This window comes from Celeribacter sp. HF31 (assembly GCF_011806455.1).
Taxonomy (GTDB): domain Bacteria; phylum Pseudomonadota; class Alphaproteobacteria; order Rhodobacterales; family Rhodobacteraceae; genus Celeribacter.
On the sequence record NZ_JAATOT010000001.1, the window covers coordinates 545,312 to 562,043 of the forward strand.

At 61.4% G+C, this 16,732-nt stretch carries 11 protein-coding genes; 7 read left to right on the forward strand and 4 right to left on the reverse strand.

All coding sequences use genetic code 11. The features are described from left to right. Positions 1 to 63 precede the first annotated feature (63 nt). Genes HCZ23_RS02800 through HCZ23_RS02810 form a run of 3 tightly spaced genes read left to right on the forward strand, consistent with a single transcriptional unit; the run spans position 64 to position 3,841 of the window. Positions 64 to 1,011, forward strand: a complete 948-nt coding sequence (locus tag HCZ23_RS02800; RefSeq protein WP_167600150.1) for an ABC transporter permease — start codon at positions 64 to 66, stop codon at positions 1,009 to 1,011. Then, the gene (locus HCZ23_RS02805; protein WP_167600151.1) at positions 1,008 to 2,885 is read left to right on the forward strand and encodes a dipeptide/oligopeptide/nickel ABC transporter permease/ATP-binding protein; all 1,878 of its coding nucleotides are present in this window, start codon (positions 1,008 to 1,010) and stop codon (positions 2,883 to 2,885) included. The genes HCZ23_RS02800 and HCZ23_RS02805 overlap by 4 nt, the downstream gene beginning before the upstream one ends. After that, positions 2,882 to 3,841 carry an ABC transporter ATP-binding protein gene (locus HCZ23_RS02810; protein ID WP_167600152.1) on the forward strand — a complete coding sequence of 320 codons (960 nt, stop codon included), beginning with the start codon at positions 2,882 to 2,884 and terminating at the stop codon, positions 3,839 to 3,841. Before HCZ23_RS02805 ends, HCZ23_RS02810 begins: the two co-directional genes overlap by 4 nt. Positions 3,842 to 3,862: 21 nt before the next feature. On the opposite strand, the gene metH is transcribed toward HCZ23_RS02810, so the two are convergent. The 3 genes from metH to HCZ23_RS02825 all read right to left on the reverse strand — a co-directional run bounded on the left by metH (position 3,863) and on the right by HCZ23_RS02825 (position 8,839). Beyond that, positions 3,863 to 6,595, reverse strand: coding sequence for a methionine synthase (gene metH, locus HCZ23_RS02815; RefSeq protein WP_167600153.1), 2,733 nt, complete (start codon positions 6,593 to 6,595; stop codon positions 3,863 to 3,865). Beyond that, a complete protein-coding gene (locus HCZ23_RS02820; protein WP_167600154.1) occupies positions 6,592 to 7,623 on the reverse strand; it encodes a homocysteine S-methyltransferase family protein in 1,032 nt (343 codons plus the stop codon). Before HCZ23_RS02820 ends, metH begins: the two co-directional genes overlap by 4 nt. 139 nt (positions 7,624 to 7,762) lie before the next feature. Next, positions 7,763 to 8,839 carry a GTP-binding protein gene (locus tag HCZ23_RS02825; RefSeq protein ID WP_167600155.1) on the reverse strand — a complete coding sequence of 359 codons (1,077 nt, stop codon included), beginning with the start codon at positions 8,837 to 8,839 and terminating at the stop codon, positions 7,763 to 7,765. A 319-nt stretch (positions 8,840 to 9,158) separates the two neighbouring features. Here HCZ23_RS02825 and HCZ23_RS02830 point away from each other — a divergent pair, with 319 nt between their 5' ends. From HCZ23_RS02830 to HCZ23_RS02840, 3 genes are all read left to right on the forward strand, one after another. Then, positions 9,159 to 10,445, forward strand: coding sequence for an O-antigen ligase (locus HCZ23_RS02830; RefSeq protein WP_167600156.1), 1,287 nt, complete (start codon positions 9,159 to 9,161; stop codon positions 10,443 to 10,445). 279 nt (positions 10,446 to 10,724) lie between these two features. Beyond that, on the forward strand, positions 10,725 to 12,941 hold the full coding sequence (locus tag HCZ23_RS02835; RefSeq protein WP_167600157.1) for a GumC family protein: 2,217 nt from the start codon (positions 10,725 to 10,727) through the stop codon (positions 12,939 to 12,941). Between the two features lie 105 nt (positions 12,942 to 13,046). Then, positions 13,047 to 13,247 carry a hypothetical protein gene (locus HCZ23_RS02840; protein WP_167600158.1) on the forward strand — a complete coding sequence of 67 codons (201 nt, stop codon included), beginning with the start codon at positions 13,047 to 13,049 and terminating at the stop codon, positions 13,245 to 13,247. Between the two features lie 106 nt (positions 13,248 to 13,353). On the opposite strand, the gene HCZ23_RS02845 is transcribed toward HCZ23_RS02840, so the two are convergent. Beyond that, entirely contained in the window at positions 13,354 to 15,054 is a 1,701-nt protein-coding gene (locus HCZ23_RS02845) for a PQQ-dependent sugar dehydrogenase (protein WP_167600159.1), read from the reverse strand. 428 nt (positions 15,055 to 15,482) lie between these two features. Here HCZ23_RS02845 and HCZ23_RS02850 point away from each other — a divergent pair, with 428 nt between their 5' ends. Next, positions 15,483 to 16,700, forward strand: coding sequence for a Gfo/Idh/MocA family protein (locus HCZ23_RS02850; protein WP_167600160.1), 1,218 nt, complete (start codon positions 15,483 to 15,485; stop codon positions 16,698 to 16,700). The last annotated feature ends 32 nt before the right edge of the window (positions 16,701 to 16,732 follow it).

Genomic DNA, 16,732 nt, shown 5'->3' on the forward strand with positions numbered 1-16,732 from the left:
CGGCTCACGTCCGCAGGGTTTCTATGACCATTCACACCGCAATCCGCCCAACCGGAGCCGCGTATGACAGGCTATATTCTGAAACGACTACTCTCGGCGATCCCGGTGCTCTTCGGCATCACGGTCATCGTCTTTCTGATCATGGCGCTCATCCCCGGCGACCCGGCCACCGCCATCTTAGGCAGCTACGCCACGCCCGAGAATGTCGCCAAACTGAACCGCGATCTGGGCCTCGATAAGCCTTTGGTACAGCAATATTTCATCTGGCTTGGCAACATGCTTCAGGGCGATTTCGGCACCTCTTTCGCGCTCAACCGCCCGGTGATCGACGAGGTGCTCGAACGCTTCAACGGCACGCTTGTGCTGGCGGGCACGGCCTTTGTCCTTTGCTCCGTTCTGGGTGTCGTGGCGGGTGTTATTTCGGCGGCCAATCAATACGGGCTGGCGGATAAGGCGATCACTTTCGTCGTGCTTTTGGGCATTTCGATCCCGTCGTTTTTCCTCGGCATGATGATGATCCTGTTTTTCGCCGTGAACCTGCGCTGGTTTCCGGTCTCCGGCATGTGGCCCATCTACGGCGATCGGACGTTTTCCGTCCTTCTGACCCATCTCGCCATGCCCGCCTTCGCGCTGGCCGTCGTCGCCACCGGTGTCGTTGCGCGGCTGTCGCGCTCAGCCATGCTCGAAGTTCTGCGTCAGGATTTCATCCGCACCGCGCGGGCGAAAGGCGTGCATGAGCGCGGCGTGATCTGGCGCCATGCCTTGAAAGCCGCCATGGTCTCGATCATCCCGGTTCTGGGCATTCAGGCCGGTTTCGTGCTGTCGGGGGCGGTCTATATCGAGATCGTGTTCCAATGGCCGGGTGTCGGGCGGATGCTGGTCGATGCGATCCTCAAGCGTGATATTTTGCTGGTGCAGGGCGGGGTGGTCTTTGTCGCCGCCTGCTATGTGCTGTTCAACATCATGGTGGATGTGGCGCAGAGCCTGCTCGATCCGAGGATCAAGACATGACCTCATTTCTCACCCTTCTGGCCCGCAACCGTCTGGCTTTGGCGGGGGGCATCGTGCTGTCGCTCGTCGTCCTGCTGGCGCTCCTTACGCCAGTTTTGCCGCTTGCGGACCCGGATGTGACGAATACGTCCAACCGGTTCCAACCGATCTTTTCCGACGGCGCAGTCTTGGGCACCGATCATCTCGGTCGCGATCTTCTGTCCCGGCTGATGTGGGGCACGCGGCTGTCCCTGGCCGTGGGGTTCGCCGCCGCCATTGTCGCCGCCACGATTGGGGCGGGCATCGGCATCGTCGCGGGCTATTATGGCGGGCGGATCGACAATATCATCATGCGCGGCGTCGATATGTTGATGGCCTTTCCCTACATCCTTTTGGCGCTGGCCATCGTGGCTGCGCTCGGGCCGGGGCTGTTCAATGCGCTGATTGCGGTCTCGGCCGTCAACGTGCCCTTTTTCGCCCGCAACATTCGCGGCATCACCGTCGGCATCGCGCATAAGGAATTCGTCGATGCTGCCCGGCTTGCGGGCCTGTCGAACACGCGGATCATCCTGTCGGAAATTCTGCCCAATGTGATCCCGGTGATCGTCATCGCCATGTCCACCACCATCGGCTGGATGATCCTTGAAACCGCGGGCCTGTCCTTCCTCGGCCTCGGGAGCCAACCGCCCCAGGCCGATCTCGGCTCCATGTTGGGCGAGGCGCGTTCTGCGCTGATCGCCAATCCGCACACCTCCATCGTGCCGGGCGTGATGATCCTGATCATCGTCATGTCGATCAACCTCTTGGGCGATGGGGTGCGCGATGCTTTGGACCCGCGTTTGAAATCCGGCGCCCTGTCGCGTCCCATGGCCGCCACGCGTGTCGACCGCGCAGAGCAGCCGCCCGCGCCGACGGACCAAGGTCTTTTGGAGGTCAAGGCGCTTGAGACCCAATTCCACATCAAAGACCGCATCTATCGCGCCGTCGGCGGTGTGGACCTGTCGGTCGAAAAGGGCGAATGCCTCGGCATCATCGGAGAAAGCGGCTCCGGCAAATCCGTCACAGCGCTTTCCTTCATGGGCCTCGTCGCCTCGCCGCCCGGCGTGATCACCGGCGGCGCGGCCTATTATGAGGGCGAGGACCTGATCGGCGCGCCCTACAAGCGTCTGCGCGACATGCGGGGCCGCAATGTGTCCTACATCTTCCAGGACCCGCTGGCGACGCTGCACCCTCTGTACCGCGTCGGCGATCAACTGATCGAGGCGATCCGTGCGCATCGGCCCATCGGGCGCGAAGAGGGCCGCGCCAAGGCCGTGGAATTGCTCAACGCCGTGCGCATCCCCAACGCAGAAAAACGCATCTCCGATTACCCGCATGAAATGTCGGGCGGCATGCGTCAACGCGTCGGCATCGCCATGGCTTTGGCCAATGATCCCGACATCATCATCGCGGACGAACCCACCACCGCGCTCGACGTCACGGTGCAGGCACAGGTGCTCACCATCCTCGACGATCTGCGGCGCTCGCGTGGCCTCGCCATCGTCTTTATCACGCATGATTTTGGCGTCGTGGCGCAGCTCTGCGACCGGGTGGCCGTGATGTATGCGGGTCGGGTGGTCGAAACGGGGGGCACGGGCGACATTCTGGACGCGCCGCGTCACCCTTACACCGCGCGGCTCATGGCCTGTGTGCCGGAGCTTGGCGGCGGCAAGCGGCGGTTGGAGGCCATTCCCGGCCTGCCGCCCGTGGTCGACAACCTGCCTGCGGGATGCGCCTTTGCCGACCGTTGCGACCGGGCGCAGGACGCCTGTCGCAGTGGGGACATTGCACTTGCGCAGACCGGCAATCACGCCGTGCGCTGCCTTTATCCCGTCGCACAGGAGGAGATCGCATGACCAAAGCGCTCAAACTCACCGACCTGTCGAAAACCTTCCCGGTCGGACGGTCTCTGTTTGGCAAATCCACGGGCTCGGTCAAGGCGGTGCATCCGCTGAGCCTCTCGGTGGAGCAGGGGGAGACGCTGGGCATCGTCGGTGAATCCGGCTGTGGGAAATCCACACTCGCCCGCATGCTCGTCGGACTTTTGCCCCCAACCACGGGCCAGATCGAGATCGAAGGTGCCGCCTTGGATACCGCCGACCCGGCGGCTTTCGGCAAGCGCATCCAATATGTGTTCCAAGACCCGATCTCGTCGCTGAACCCGCGCAAGACCATTCGCCAGATCATGGAGGCGCCGCTCAAACGTCTGCACCAAATGCCTGCGGAGGCGCGGCGCAAACGGATCTCCGAGATTTTCGAAAGCGTCAATCTGCGCGAGGAATTCCTCGACCGTTACCCGCATGAATTCTCCGGCGGGCAAGCGCAGCGCATTGGCATCGCCCGCGCTTTGGCGGCGAACGCCCGCATCCTGATCCTCGATGAACCGGTCTCTGCGCTGGATGTCTCGGTGCAGGCGCAGGTGCTGAACCTCTTGGCCGATCTGCGCAAGACCTTCGATCTGACCTATCTGTTCATCAGCCACGATTTGGCCGTGGTCGAAGCGGTCAGCGACCGGATCGCGGTCCTGTATTTTGGCTCTGTTGTCGAGATCGGCCCCGCCGAAGAGGTCTTCGCCGCGCCCAAACATCCCTACACCAAATTGCTCGCCGACAGCGCGCCGGTGGTGGGGCGGGCTTTGACGCCGCCCGAGGCCGAGGGCACGGAATTGCCAGACCCGCTGAACCCGCCGCCGGGCTGTGCCTTTTCGGCGCGTTGTCCTCGGGCCAGCGAGACATGCCGTGCAAAAGCGCCTCGGCTCACCCCGGTCGGGGCAAGCTCAGAGGTGGCGTGTTTTCATCCGCTCTCAGAGTGAGTTGCCCTCTCGGCTCCTCTCTCAGGCAACCTCACCTTTCGGTGCGGCGACGCCCGTGGGCGTGTAGTTGAGGATCGGGGCGAGCCAGCGTTCGGCCTCCTCGATCTCCATGCCTTTGCGCGCGGCGTAATCGGCGACCTGATCGCGTTCGACCTTGGCGACACCGAAATAATAGGAGTCCGGATGGCCCAAATAGAGGCCCGAGACCGAAGACCCCGGCCACATCGCCATGCTTTCGGTCAGCTCGACCCCCGTGGCCGCTTCGGCGTCCAACAGATTGAACAGTGTGACTTTTTCCGTGTGATCCGGCTGCGCAGGATAGCCCGGCGCCGGGCGGATGCCACGATAGGGCTCGCCAATCAGCTCCTCAGGGCTGAAGGTCTCGTCGGCCCCGTAGCCCCAATAGTCGCGCCGCACCCGTTCGTGCAGCATTTCCGCCATAGCCTCGGCGTAGCGGTCCGCGAGCGCCTTGACGAGGATCGACGAATAATTGTCATGCTCGCGGTCGAAACGCTTGGCGATCTCCACCTCTTCGGGGCCTGCCGTGACGACAAAGCCGCCGACATAATCCGCCGGTCCCCCAACGGGCGCCACGAAATCCGACAGCGCAACATTGGGTTTGCCCGCGCGTTTGGCGTGTTGCTGGCGCAGGGTGTGGAGCATGGCAAGCTCTTCCTTGCGGTCCTCGCCGGTGTAGAGCCGGATGTCGTCGCCGGTGGCATTGGCAGGCCAAAAGCCCACGACGGCGCGCGGCCCGAACCATTTCTCTTCGATGATCCGTTTGAGCATGGCTTTCGCATCGGCGAACAAGGCCCGCGCCGCTTCGCCCTGTTTCGGATCGTCGAGGATTTTCGGATAGACGCCCTTGAGCTCCCAGGTGCGGAAGAATGGCGTCCAGTCGATGTACTCTGCGATCTCCGCGAGATCCCAGTCCTCGATCACTTTCGCGCCAAAGAATTTCGGCGCTTCGACCTTATAGTCGCTCCAGTCGATGGAGAAAGCATTGCCGCGCGCGGTGGCCAGAGGCACGCGCAGTTTTTCGCGCTCTGAGCGTTCGTGGCGCTCGGCGACCTTGGCATATTCTTCTTGAATATCCATGACATAAGAGGATTTGTTCGCGGCCGACAAGAGGTTGCCCACGACCCCCACCGCACGGCTGGCATCGAGCACATAGACCGCCGGGCCGGAGTAGCGCGGGGCGATTTTCACCGCCGTGTGGACCTTTGACGTGGTGGCGCCGCCGATCAGCAGCGGGATGTGGAAATCCTCGCGCTCCATTTCGGCGGCGAGATGCACCATCTCATCGAGGCTTGGCGTGATGAGGCCCGAGAGGCCGATCACATCGACATTCTCTTCGCGCGCCACTTGCAGGATTTTCTGCGGCGGCACCATGACGCCGAGATCGACGATCTCATAGTTGTTGCAGGCCAGAACGACGCCGACGATGTTCTTGCCGATGTCATGCACATCGCCTTTCACCGTGGCCATCAAGACCTTGCCTGCCGTTTGTCGGCCTTCTCCTCCGGTGAGGCGCTTTTCTTCTTCCATATAGGGCAGGAGCACCGCGACCGCCTGTTTCATCACGCGCGCGGATTTTACCACCTGCGGCAAGAACATTTTGCCGGAGCCAAAGAGATCGCCGACGACATTCATGCCGTCCATCAGAGGGCCTTCGATCACATGAAGCGGACGCTCGGCGGCCTGACGGGCCTCTTCGGTGTCGGCCTCAATGAATTCGGTGATACCGTTGACGAGCGCATGTCCGAGACGTTTCTCGACCGGCCACTCGCGCCACGCCAGATCGCGCACTTTCTCTTCGCGCTTGTCGCCGCGGAAGCGGTCGGCGATGTCGAGCATGCGCTCTGTCGCCGTGCCGCCCGCTTTGGGCACACGGTTGAGGACCACGTCTTCGCAGGCCTCGCGCAGCTCCGGGTCGATCTGGTCGTAGACCGCCAACTGACCGGCGTTGACGATGCCCATGTCCATCCCCGCCTTGATGGCGTGATAGAGGAAGACCGCGTGCATCGCCTCGCGCACCGGCTCGTTGCCGCGGAAGCTGAACGACAGGTTCGACACACCGCCGGAGATGTGACAATAGGGCAGGTTTTCCCGGATCCAACGCGTGGCCTCGATGAAATCGACGCCGTAATTGTCGTGCTCTTCGATGCCGGTGGCGACCGCAAAGACGTTCGGGTCGAAAATGATGTCCTCGGGCGGAAAACCCATTTCGTCCACGAGAATACGGTAGGCGCGGGCGCAAATTTCGGTCTTGCGCTCATAGGTGTCGGCCTGGCCCTGTTCGTCAAAGGCCATGACCACGACCGCCGCACCATAGGCGAGACACAGCCCCGCGTGATGGCGGAACGCCTCTTCGCCCTCTTTCAGAGAGATCGAGTTGACGACGGATTTGCCCTGAACGCATTGCAGACCGGCCTCGATCACCTCCCATTTCGAGCTGTCGATCATGATCGGCACGCGGGCGATGTCGGGCTCGGAGGCGATGAGGTTCAGAAACTCGATCATCGCCTGTTTGGAATCGATCAGACCCTCATCCATGTTGATGTCGATGATCTGGGCGCCGTTCTCGACCTGATCGCGGGCCACGTCGAGCGCGGTCGCGAAATCGCGGTTGACGATCAGCTTCTTGAACTTCGCGGAGCCCGTCACATTGGTACGCTCGCCGACGTTCACAAACGGAATATCGGGTGTCAAAACAAAGGGTTCGAGACCGGAAAGACGCAGGTAATGGCTCATGCGGAAATCTCCCGAGGGGCATAAGAGGCGACGGCATCGGCGATGGCGGCGATATGGTCTGGCGTGGTGCCACAGCAGCCGCCGACCACATTGACGAGGCCCTCGCGGGCGAACTCGCCGACCTGTGCGGCGGTTTGTTCGGGCGTTTCGTCATATTGGCCGAAGGCATTGGGAAGGCCTGCGTTCGGATAGGCGCAGATCAGCGAAGAGCTGACACTGGCCAATTCGGCGATATGGGGCCGCATGGCCGCCGCGCCAAGCGCGCAGTTGAGGCCGACGGAGAAGGGGCGCGCGTGCATGACGGAATGCCAGAACGCCGTGGGGGTCTGACCCGAAAGCGTGCGTCCCGAGGCATCGGTGATCGTGCCGGAGATCATCACGGGCAAGCGCACGCCGGTCTCGGCGAAGGCCTCGAAGCTTGCGAAAATGGCCGCCTTTGCATTGAGCGTGTCAAAGATCGTCTCGATCAGGATCAGGTCCGCGCCACCGGCGATCAGGCCCTTGATCTGTTCGCCGTAGGCCACGCGCAGGTCGTTGAAACTCACCGCGCGGTAGCCCGGATCGTTCACATCGGGGCTGATCGAGGCAGTACGGTTGGTCGGGCCAACAGCACCCGCGACATAGCGTTTGCGGCCATCCTCGGCCTCGGCGCGTTCGGCGGCGCGGCGCGCGACCTGGGCGCCCGCGACGTTCAGGTCATGCACGGCGTGCTCAAGGCCATAGTCGGCCTGCGCGATGGTGGTGGAGGAAAACGTGTTGGTCTCCATGATGTCCGCACCGGCCATGGCGAAGCTGTAATGGATGTCCTCGATCACCTTGGGCTGGGTCAGGGACAGGAGGTCGTTGTTGCCCTGCTGCGGGTGATTGGATTTCAGATCATAGGAGCCGTCGCCCTGAAAGTCATCCTCAGACAGACCGAAGGTTTGCACCATTGTGCCCATGGCGCCGTCGAGGATGATGATCCGCTCCGCGGCGAGTTTGCGCAGAGGGGCGAGGCAGGGGGCATCTGGGAGAGAGAAATTGATCATGGCGCTCCTCGGGAACTGGGTGCGTTTGGGGTGCGTGTCGCCCGCAAGCGCCGGATGCGCAAAAGAGGCGTTGGGGGGATATAGTCTCAGTTGAACATGAGCGGTAGCGAATAATTCTTAAGATAATGATGAGCTGGATTCATCTGGACGACAGGACGCCCGCCTGTCCGATCCGCGCGAACTGTGCCTGAAGGGCAGGGGCATCGAGATGCGTGCCGATCAGCACCAGCCGGGTGCGTGCCTCTCCACCGGGCCAGGCGTCCAGGCGGTGCAGCGGATAGAGCCGGTGACCGACGGCATGGACCAGCGCCGGGGTGGTGGGATCGTCGCTGAGTGCCACGAGGCCCTTGATGCGCAAGAGACCGTTTTCGGGGCGGCGGCACAGGTCACCCAGAAAGGCCAGAAGCGCGGCTTCGGGCAGGGGCGCCTCCGCCGTCAGGGCGAGCGCGGTGACATCGCCATGTCGGTTCAAATCGTGAAACGCCCCGCAGGCGTGATCGTGATCGGCGGCAAGCCATTGGGCGACATCCTCGCCCTTGCCAAAGGCGGAATAGCTCCCGGCCTCAAGCAGCATGCCGGGGTCAAACGCGGGGTCCCCGGCCCGATGCACCTGTGCGGTGGCGTTCAGGGCGTGGAGCCGATCTGTCACCTCCGCCAGCGTCTCCGGCGTGACCTCATCGACATGCGTGAGCACGAGATGATCGGCAAAGGCGATCTGGCGCAGGCTTTCGGGATGCGCAGCAAGTGCACCGTCAAGCCCCGCGACATCGACCAAGGTGGTGACCGACGAGAGCCGAAACATGCGGGCGACCATGTGATCGCGCAGCCCCATGGCCGGCAGCCCGCCGGGGATGAGGCTGTTGAGGATCGGCGCGGGGTCCGCGAGCCCGGTGGTCTCGACAATCACCCGCGAAAAAGCGGGGAGGCTGCCGTTTTGACGTCCGACCAACAGGCGCTCCAAAGAACTGCGCAGATCGCTCCCGGCGGTGCAACAGATACAGCCCGAGGTGGTCACCATCACCCGCTCGGAACCTTCGCCGACCAGATCCTCTGCGATCAGGTCCTGATCGATCGGCACAAGGCCAAATTCGTTGATGATGAGCGCGGTGTCCCGAAAGCGTGGGTCCTGCAAGAGCCGGTTCAAAAGCGTGGTTTTGCCCGCGCCGAGAAAGCCGGTCAGGAGGTGGACGGGGAGCTGAGGTGAGGGGCGTGCCATGGCGCGTAGTGTCTCACGTCGGCGCCGCACGGGCAAGCGCAGGAAGGTCGCGGGAAGGTCCCAGAGAGATCAATGCATGAGTCTCACAGGGATGCAATCCACGTCAAACCCGCTCAAAACGTTCGCGTTACGATGGAAAACCAAGCAAAGGCCCCTTTGATGTGTGTAAAATAAAGCGCTTTGGCGCGTTTTTAGGCACAAAAGCCTCAAGAAAAGATTGGGTCGGACCGGATTTCTGCATGTAATGTCATAGAAGCATGCTTTTGTGACGCGAGAACAGACCCGCGTTAGCAGGGCATGTAAGAAGAGTGACGATTGTATGATGACGCCAGAGGGGACAATCTATCCCACCCCCCCCCGTCCGCCGCTGCGGGCAGGTCGGGGGCGGGCGCGCTATGAGGAAGGCTGGTTCGGGCTCAGTGCCAAGCTGCGCGATCACCTCTTGCTGACGCTTTGGCTGGTTGTGACCTTCAAACAATTCCCGATGGATGAGCTGATCCTCTATCCTCTGTCTCTGTATTTCGGCTACGCCTTTGTGCGCGACATCGACGAGCTTTTCCCGATTGTCGCCAAATCCTGGGTGCTGTTCCTGTTTCCGATCTGGTGCACCATGTCGGTGCTTTGGGGCGTCAACCCGGGCACCATCATCAAATCCGCCGCGCAGGGCTTTCTGACCGTGATGATTTGCTACTGCGTGGCGCTCAGGCTCGAGCGGCGCGATGTGCTTGTCTCGCTGGTCTTTGCGGCGGGGATCTTCGCCATCGCCTCGCTCATTTTGCCCGCGACCGGCGGCAAGGCCTCGCGCGGGGTCTTTGCGTCGAAAAACTCCATGGGTCTCAATATGGTGATCCTCTGGACGGCGGCGCTTTGTGTGACGCTCGACTATGGTCAACATCGCCTCATTCGCCTTGCCGCGGGCATTCTGGCGGCCTGTGCACTGGCCTTGGTGTTCATTTCCAACTCCGCCACCGCCGTGCTTTTGGCCTTTGCGCTCATGTTGGTGATCCTCCTGTCGAAAATCCTCGAAGGCCGGGGGCTGTTTCATCCTGCCATTCTGATGATCCTGACCTTGGGGCTGAGCCTTTCGTTGATCGGGGCCTCTTTGGTGTTTTCCGCGGCCAATGTCGATGTGATCGGTCTCGTCCTCGATGAATTCGGCAAGGACGCGACGCTGACCGGGCGCACCGTGCTTTGGGGCTACGCGATCGAGCAGATCAAGGAGCACCCGCTTTTGGGCGTGGGGCATGGCGGGTTCTGGAACCCGCGCGATTGGACCCATGTCTCGCGCAAGATTTTCATCGACTTCCACAAGGACTTCAACGCCTCCTTCACCTTCCATAATGCCTATCTTCAGACCGCTGTGCACCAGGGGCTGATCGGGCTGGGGATCGCGATCACGGCGTTTTTCTTTTCGATCTGGCAGGTCTTCGCCGCGATGATCCGCAAATGCGAGATGCCGCAGGCGTTTTTCGTCGCCATCGCTCTGATGATCCTGGCGCGCAACATGACGGAGCCGGGGCTGATGACGCCCTTCGCGCTCATGACGATGGTGCTATACATGGGGGCGCTGATCGGGGTGCGGGAGCGGGTTTATGGCCCATCCTGACGGCGATTTCGAGTGTTTTGATATGGTAAACAAACCCTTGTCACAGACAGGTTTGTATGCTCGGTGCAGGAATGTGAGCGCTCAAAATTTGAGCGTCACGGGAATTGTCGGTGTTCGCGGGGGAAATTCCTTGATTGCGCATCGGCGGTTGAGAAAGCTTAAGACAAATCCGGGGGGCAGGTCGCCGTCCCGGCGTCGGGGCTGCGACTTTGCTATGGCTTGGACGACGGATCGGTCTCCCGGTGCCGAACATGGCAAGGGGCATGAAAGGGTGTGAGTATGAATCAGTATAGTGGTGTGCCGGCATTGTCGAAAAAGGACTATGGGCCGCAAAATCCCGGGTCGTCTCCACCGGAGTTCGATGCCCCGAAAATGCGCCTGAGCGATCTCATCCAACTGATCAAGGACGGGCGCAAGACCATCGCGATTTTTGCGGGCACGGCCATCGTTCTGACCGGCCTTTTGCTGTTGAATGCGACGCCGCGCTACGAGGCTGTCTCTCAGATGCTCTTGGGCGAACAGGGGTTGAGCGCGCAGAACAGCTTCGATCTGGTCGAGGAACAGAACCTCACCAGCTCGGTGATCGAGGGTGAACTGGCCGTGCTGCGGTCCAACGTCCTGCTGCATCGGGTGGCGGAGCGGCTCGAACTTGAGACCGTGCCGGAATTCAACCCGTCCGCTTTGGATGGAGACGGTCCGTCCTTGATCGACGGGCTCAAATCCTGGCTCAAATCTCTGGTTCCCGATTTCGATGCCGACCGCGGCGCGGAGATCGAAGAAGCGGAAAGTCAGATTTCGATGGCGGCCTCGGCGAGTGCCACGCAATTGGGCGAATATCGGGATATCGTCGGCAAGCTGCGCCGCTCTTTCTCGGTGCGTCAGCAAGGCACCTCCTATGTGGTGCAGGTGAAGGCGGAGTCCGAGAACCCCGATCTGGCCGCTGCGTTGTCCAACACCTTGATGGACGAATATGTGAAATTCCTGACCGACAAACGCTTTGATGCCGCGCAGGAATTCACCCATTGGCTGGAGGTTCGGGTGAACGATCTGGCCGTGACGCTCGAAGAGTCCGAGCGCGCCGTGGTCGATTACCGCGCCCGGATGGAGGCCGATGCCGACAACCGCTCGCGTCTCGATCAGCAGATGACCGAATTGACCACGCGCCTCGTGCAACAGCGCGCCGAACTGGCCCAGATCAACGCGCTGCGTGACAAGATGAATGAGATGCTGGAGAACGACGGCCCGCTGGCCGCGCAGCTTTTGTCCTCTTCTGAAGAGATGATCGAATATCGCAGCCAGATGTCGAGCCTGCGCCAGCGCGAGGCCAATGCGGTCGGACGTTTCGGTGAGGACTCCGCGCAGGTCGCCTCGATCCGCCGCACCATTGAACAATTGGAAGACGCCATCGAGACCGAGGTGCGTCGCGAATTGGACCGGCTGGAAAACCAGCGCGAGGTTCTGACCGTGGTCGTCGGCTCGATGGACAATTCGCTTTCGGAACTGTCGCGGCTCATGCTCAACCAGTCGGGCGAGGAAATCCAACTGAGCCAGTTGCGCCGCGTCGCCGATGCCAACCGTCAGGTCTATCAACAATTCCTCGGCCGCTTCAAAGAGCTGAGCGAATTGCAGAGCCTGAACAGCCCGGATGCCGAGGTGATTTCCTACGCCAACCCGCCGAGCGCGCCGGTCTATCCGCGCCGCAAACTGTCGCTGATTCTGGCGGCCATCGGCGGTGTGTTCCTGGGCGTCGCCTATCTTTTGCTCCGCAACATGCTGCCGCAGAAACTTGGCACGGAACAGCAATTGGCGCAGAGCACGGGGGTGGGCGTCTACGGCACGGTGAGTGGCGTTAGCGACGATCTTTTGCTCTATGATCTGTGCAGCAAGCTGAACAGCAAACCCGACAGCGATCTGGCGAAACAGGCGATGCGTCTGGCCAATAACGTCGATATGCGGGCAGGGGGAGCGGCGCGCACGATCCTTGTGAACACGGACAGCGATCGTATCGACCGGCTGCACACGGTGGTGATGCTGGCCTGGGCGCAGGCGCGCAAGGGCCGCAATTGCGTCTTCCTCGATGCCGACATCCGGGGCGCGCAGCTGTCGTCCAAGCTCGAATATCTCAAACCGAAAGCGACCCTCGCCGATGTGCTCTACGGCAATGGCGCGGTCGAGGATGCGCTGACCCGGATGCCGCGGGTGGGGGCGTTCTTCATGCCGACTGAGACCATGTCCGGCGCCAACCCCGCCGTGGTGTTCGACACGGAGAAATACCACGAGGTGATGCTGGCCCTTCTGGCCGAGGCCGACACGGTGATCATCGCGCCGCCGCCCGCCACGAGCTTTACCGAAGCCTACACGGCGATGGATGCGGTGGACGCGAACCTCTTTGTCGTCCGTGCAGGGACTTTGACGGCGTCAGAACTGAGCGAACCCCTGGCCATCGCGCAATCCGCGAAGGCACAGAATTTCGGGTTGATCATGACCTCGGCGTGAGGGGAGTGTCGTAAAGGTGCCTTTCTTCAAGGTCCTATATGAGCCCCTGTTCCGGCGGCTTTTCGCTCCGCCGGTTCGCTTATCATGACGGCGAGTGGATGCCTTTTGAAACCTGCCAGCCCCAAGGCTCTCGATATCTATTGCGATCTCTTCAACGAGCGCGTTGATGCGGGCTCGGTCCTGAGCGGCCAGCTGGGCAACGCTTATGTCGTAAGATCTTCAATTTCAGGAGAGGCGACGGCGCCAGATGCCATCGAAAGGATGAAGGAGGAGGCAAAGAAAGGTCTTCTCAAATATTCTCCCTGAAAAGGCGCCGTGAAAGCATAACGCGCATCATTCCACAAAAAGACCACCACGATCCTTCGCGGTGGTCTTTTCAATCTCAAATCTCCGCCTCACAACCCGGGGCGTCTCACAGCTCACACAGGGCCTTCGAAATCGCCAGCGAGACATTCTCGTTCTCGATGCCTTCCCAGCCCATGTTCGTGTCCGGCAACATGCCGTAAGGGTCGGAGATATAGGCCTGAAGCGTCTGCTCGGTCCAAACCCCGCCCAGTTTATCCAAGGCGCCGGAGTAGTCTTCGAAGGGGCTGTTGCCCGGCTCGCGGCTACAGATGTTATGCAGCGACGGGCCCGCGCCATTGTCGACGCCGTCCAAAAGGCTATGGCATTGCAGACAGGCCGCCATCGTCCCATCGGCCGCCGCCAGTACATCGGCGTCCGCGGCGTAAGTCGTCAACAGCTCGTCAAAGCGTGCCATCGGATCGGGGCCGGTGTCGGCGGTCAGGAACGACAGGCGGCGGTCGTCGGTGTAGAGCACGATGGTCTTGCCGCCGTGGATCGCATCCATATCGCGGATGCGCATCTCGACGTCGATCGGTTCGACATAGATGCCGCGACCGTCCTCGACGTGCACCCGATGCACTGCACCGCTCAAGGCGCCGATAAGCACGTCACCGTCCCAGGCGTAGTGGAAATTCTCAACCGCCAGCGCCGAAGACGGCGCAATCGAGGGCACAAAGGCGATCACCGGTTTGTCGTAGCCGTCGTGATTGGCGTGGCGGTCGCCGTTGCCCGCAGGCTGGCGGTTGTATTTCGTGCCAAAGCTCACAGCAGGAAAGCCGAAATTCGCGCCTTCGAACACGAGGTTCAATTCGTCACCGCCCTGCATCCCGTGGTCCGAGACCCAGATGCGCCCCTCTGCATCGACGCTGACGCCTTGCGGGTTGCGCAGGCCCTTGGCGATGGTGGTCTTTTCGCCGCTTTCGACATTGATCAGCATGACCTTTCCGTAATCCATATCGTCCGACTGGCCGATGGCATTGGTGAAATCGCGCTCTGCAAACCGGTCGGCGCGCTCGTAAGCCCCCGAGGACCAAGCGATGCGCCCGTCGGGCATCCGGTCCATCCGACCGCCGGCCTCAAGGCCGAACATGCCCTTGCCGGTGGTGAAGAGCTCTAGACAGGGCTCGGTGCGGGCGATCACGATCCAATCGTCGGCTTCGGCACTCCAGCTCAGCGGATCCATGCCCTGAACCGGCAGGCGCGCCATGGCGTTGCCGAAACATTTCTGCTCCGGCAGCCAGTCGGTGTAGGACAGCAAGAGATAGCCCGCGCCCTCTTGCCCGCGGGCGTAGTAAAAGATGTCGTTGAAGCGCATCCAGTTGAAGTTGATCTCGATGTCGCCCAACTCGCCCGCATCCAATTGCGCCTGAAGTGCTGCGCGGTGGTCATCGGGGGGGGCGACGTTAAGCTCATGGACCACGGCGTCGGTGACCGAATACATCTTGCCGACGCGGTCGGTGACCAGAACCGTGTCTTCGCCGATGGTGCCAATGCCGCCCGCGAAATCCTTGGCCGAGGCCGGCAGGAAGATGGTTTCCTGCGAGAGGATCGCCCGGTTGGTGACCAGACGCTCGGGCTCCGGCTCGGCGCCCGCGTTGAAGTAGGAATTGTACATCCCGTTCAACTTGTAATGGATTTGCGCCGGAAAGCTGAACCGGTTCTGCATTTCCGTGTTGAGCGCATAGCCCGCCCAGATCCCACCGCCGAAAAGTCCGGCCAGACAGACGATGGCCACCAAAGCCAGCGCCAAGATACGCAATCGTGACATGTTTATTCCCCCGCCAAGATACTCATCAATATACCACACCATAGGTAGCTTGACTGTACGACGGATTGGTAACGAGGTGAACGCTCGTGATTTGTCCTGAGGTTTCCGGGCTGAGTCGCCTGCGTGAGAGCCGAAATCCTGTGACAATTTTGGGCGATCCTTGAGCAAGTGGTCAAAAAGAGATCGCTTGGAGAAAGCTGCTGGCGCCAACAGGCGCTGCAACATGGCGTGAGTCTTCGTGAAACTGGACGGAAGGGATCGGGCTGCGTAGTCTACCCTTTACGATGGGCCCTTACGATGGGGATCAGGACGCAAGATCGTTACGATCGCCGTGTCATGTTGGACCTGTCGTCTGGCGATGCACCGGGGTGGACCGGCATCGCATGTTTCTGAGTGTCTCTAAGAACAGTGTCAGTGGGGGGATCAACATGAATATGGCCAACACGATGTCGGAGTCCGTCTCCGGAGCTGCCGTGGATGTCACGACAAAGGCCGGGACCAAGGCGGGGGCCAAAACCGGCATCGCCTTTCTCGGCTGCGGCTATGTCGCGGATTTTTACCAACAAACCTACGCCAATCACCAAGACAGCCTGACGCTGCACGGCATCTGGGATCACGACAGGGCGCGGCTTGAAAAATTCTCGGCCTTTTACAAGCTCGACTGCTACGCCAGTTTCGAAGAGATGCTCGCCGATCCAGAGGTCGAGATCATCGTGAACCTCACCAACCCGCATGCGCATTTTGCGACGAGCAAGCGCATTTTGGAGGCCGGGAAACACGTCTATTCCGAAAAGCCTCTGGCGATGGAGATCGATCAGGCGCGCGAACTGGTGGCGCTGGCCGAGGAGAAGGGGCTTCAGATCGTCTCTGCGCCCTCATCCGTTTTGGGCCCTGCGGCGCAGCGGCTCTGGCAGGCCGTGCGCGAGCGCGAATTGGGCACGCCGCGTCTGGTCTATGCCGAGATCGACGACGGGTTGATTCACAAGATGGGGTATGAGAATTGGCTGAGCTCCTCGGGCGCGCCCTGGCCCGCGAAGGATGAATTCTACACCGGCTGCACGCTGGAACATGCGGGCTATATGCTGAGCTGGCTGGTGGCGATGTTCGGTCCGGTGACCGAGGTTGTCAGCATGGCGAGCCTCTGCATCCCGGACAAGGGCGGCGACACGCCCGAGAATTACACCACGGCGGATTTCTCCTGCGCGTTGTTGCGGTTCGAGAGCGGCATGACCGCACGTCTGACCAATTCCATCATCGCGCCACATGACCATCGTTTGCGGATTTTCTGTGACGAAGGCGAGCTGTGCGCCCATGAGGTCTGGAATTTCCACACGGAGGTGGAGGCCTATCCGCTGGCGCGCAACAAGATCCAGCGCGGCATGGAGAAATTCCTTCACATGCGGCCGAAACGCAAATTGGCGGTGGCGAAGAACCCGAAGACGAAATTTGCCGAGGGCGGCCACCCGATGGATTTCGTGCGGGGCGTGGCCGATATGGCGGCTGCCGTGCGGATGGGCCGCCCGGCGCGGCTGGGCGGGGCGTTTTCGCTGCATATCACCGAGGTGACGCTGGCGATCCAATATCCGGAGATTTACGGCACGCCCTATGTGCCGCAAAGTCGACCGGCCCAGATCGAGCCGGTGTGAGAGAACGCCAAGCTGGAGGTCGTTCTCGCACG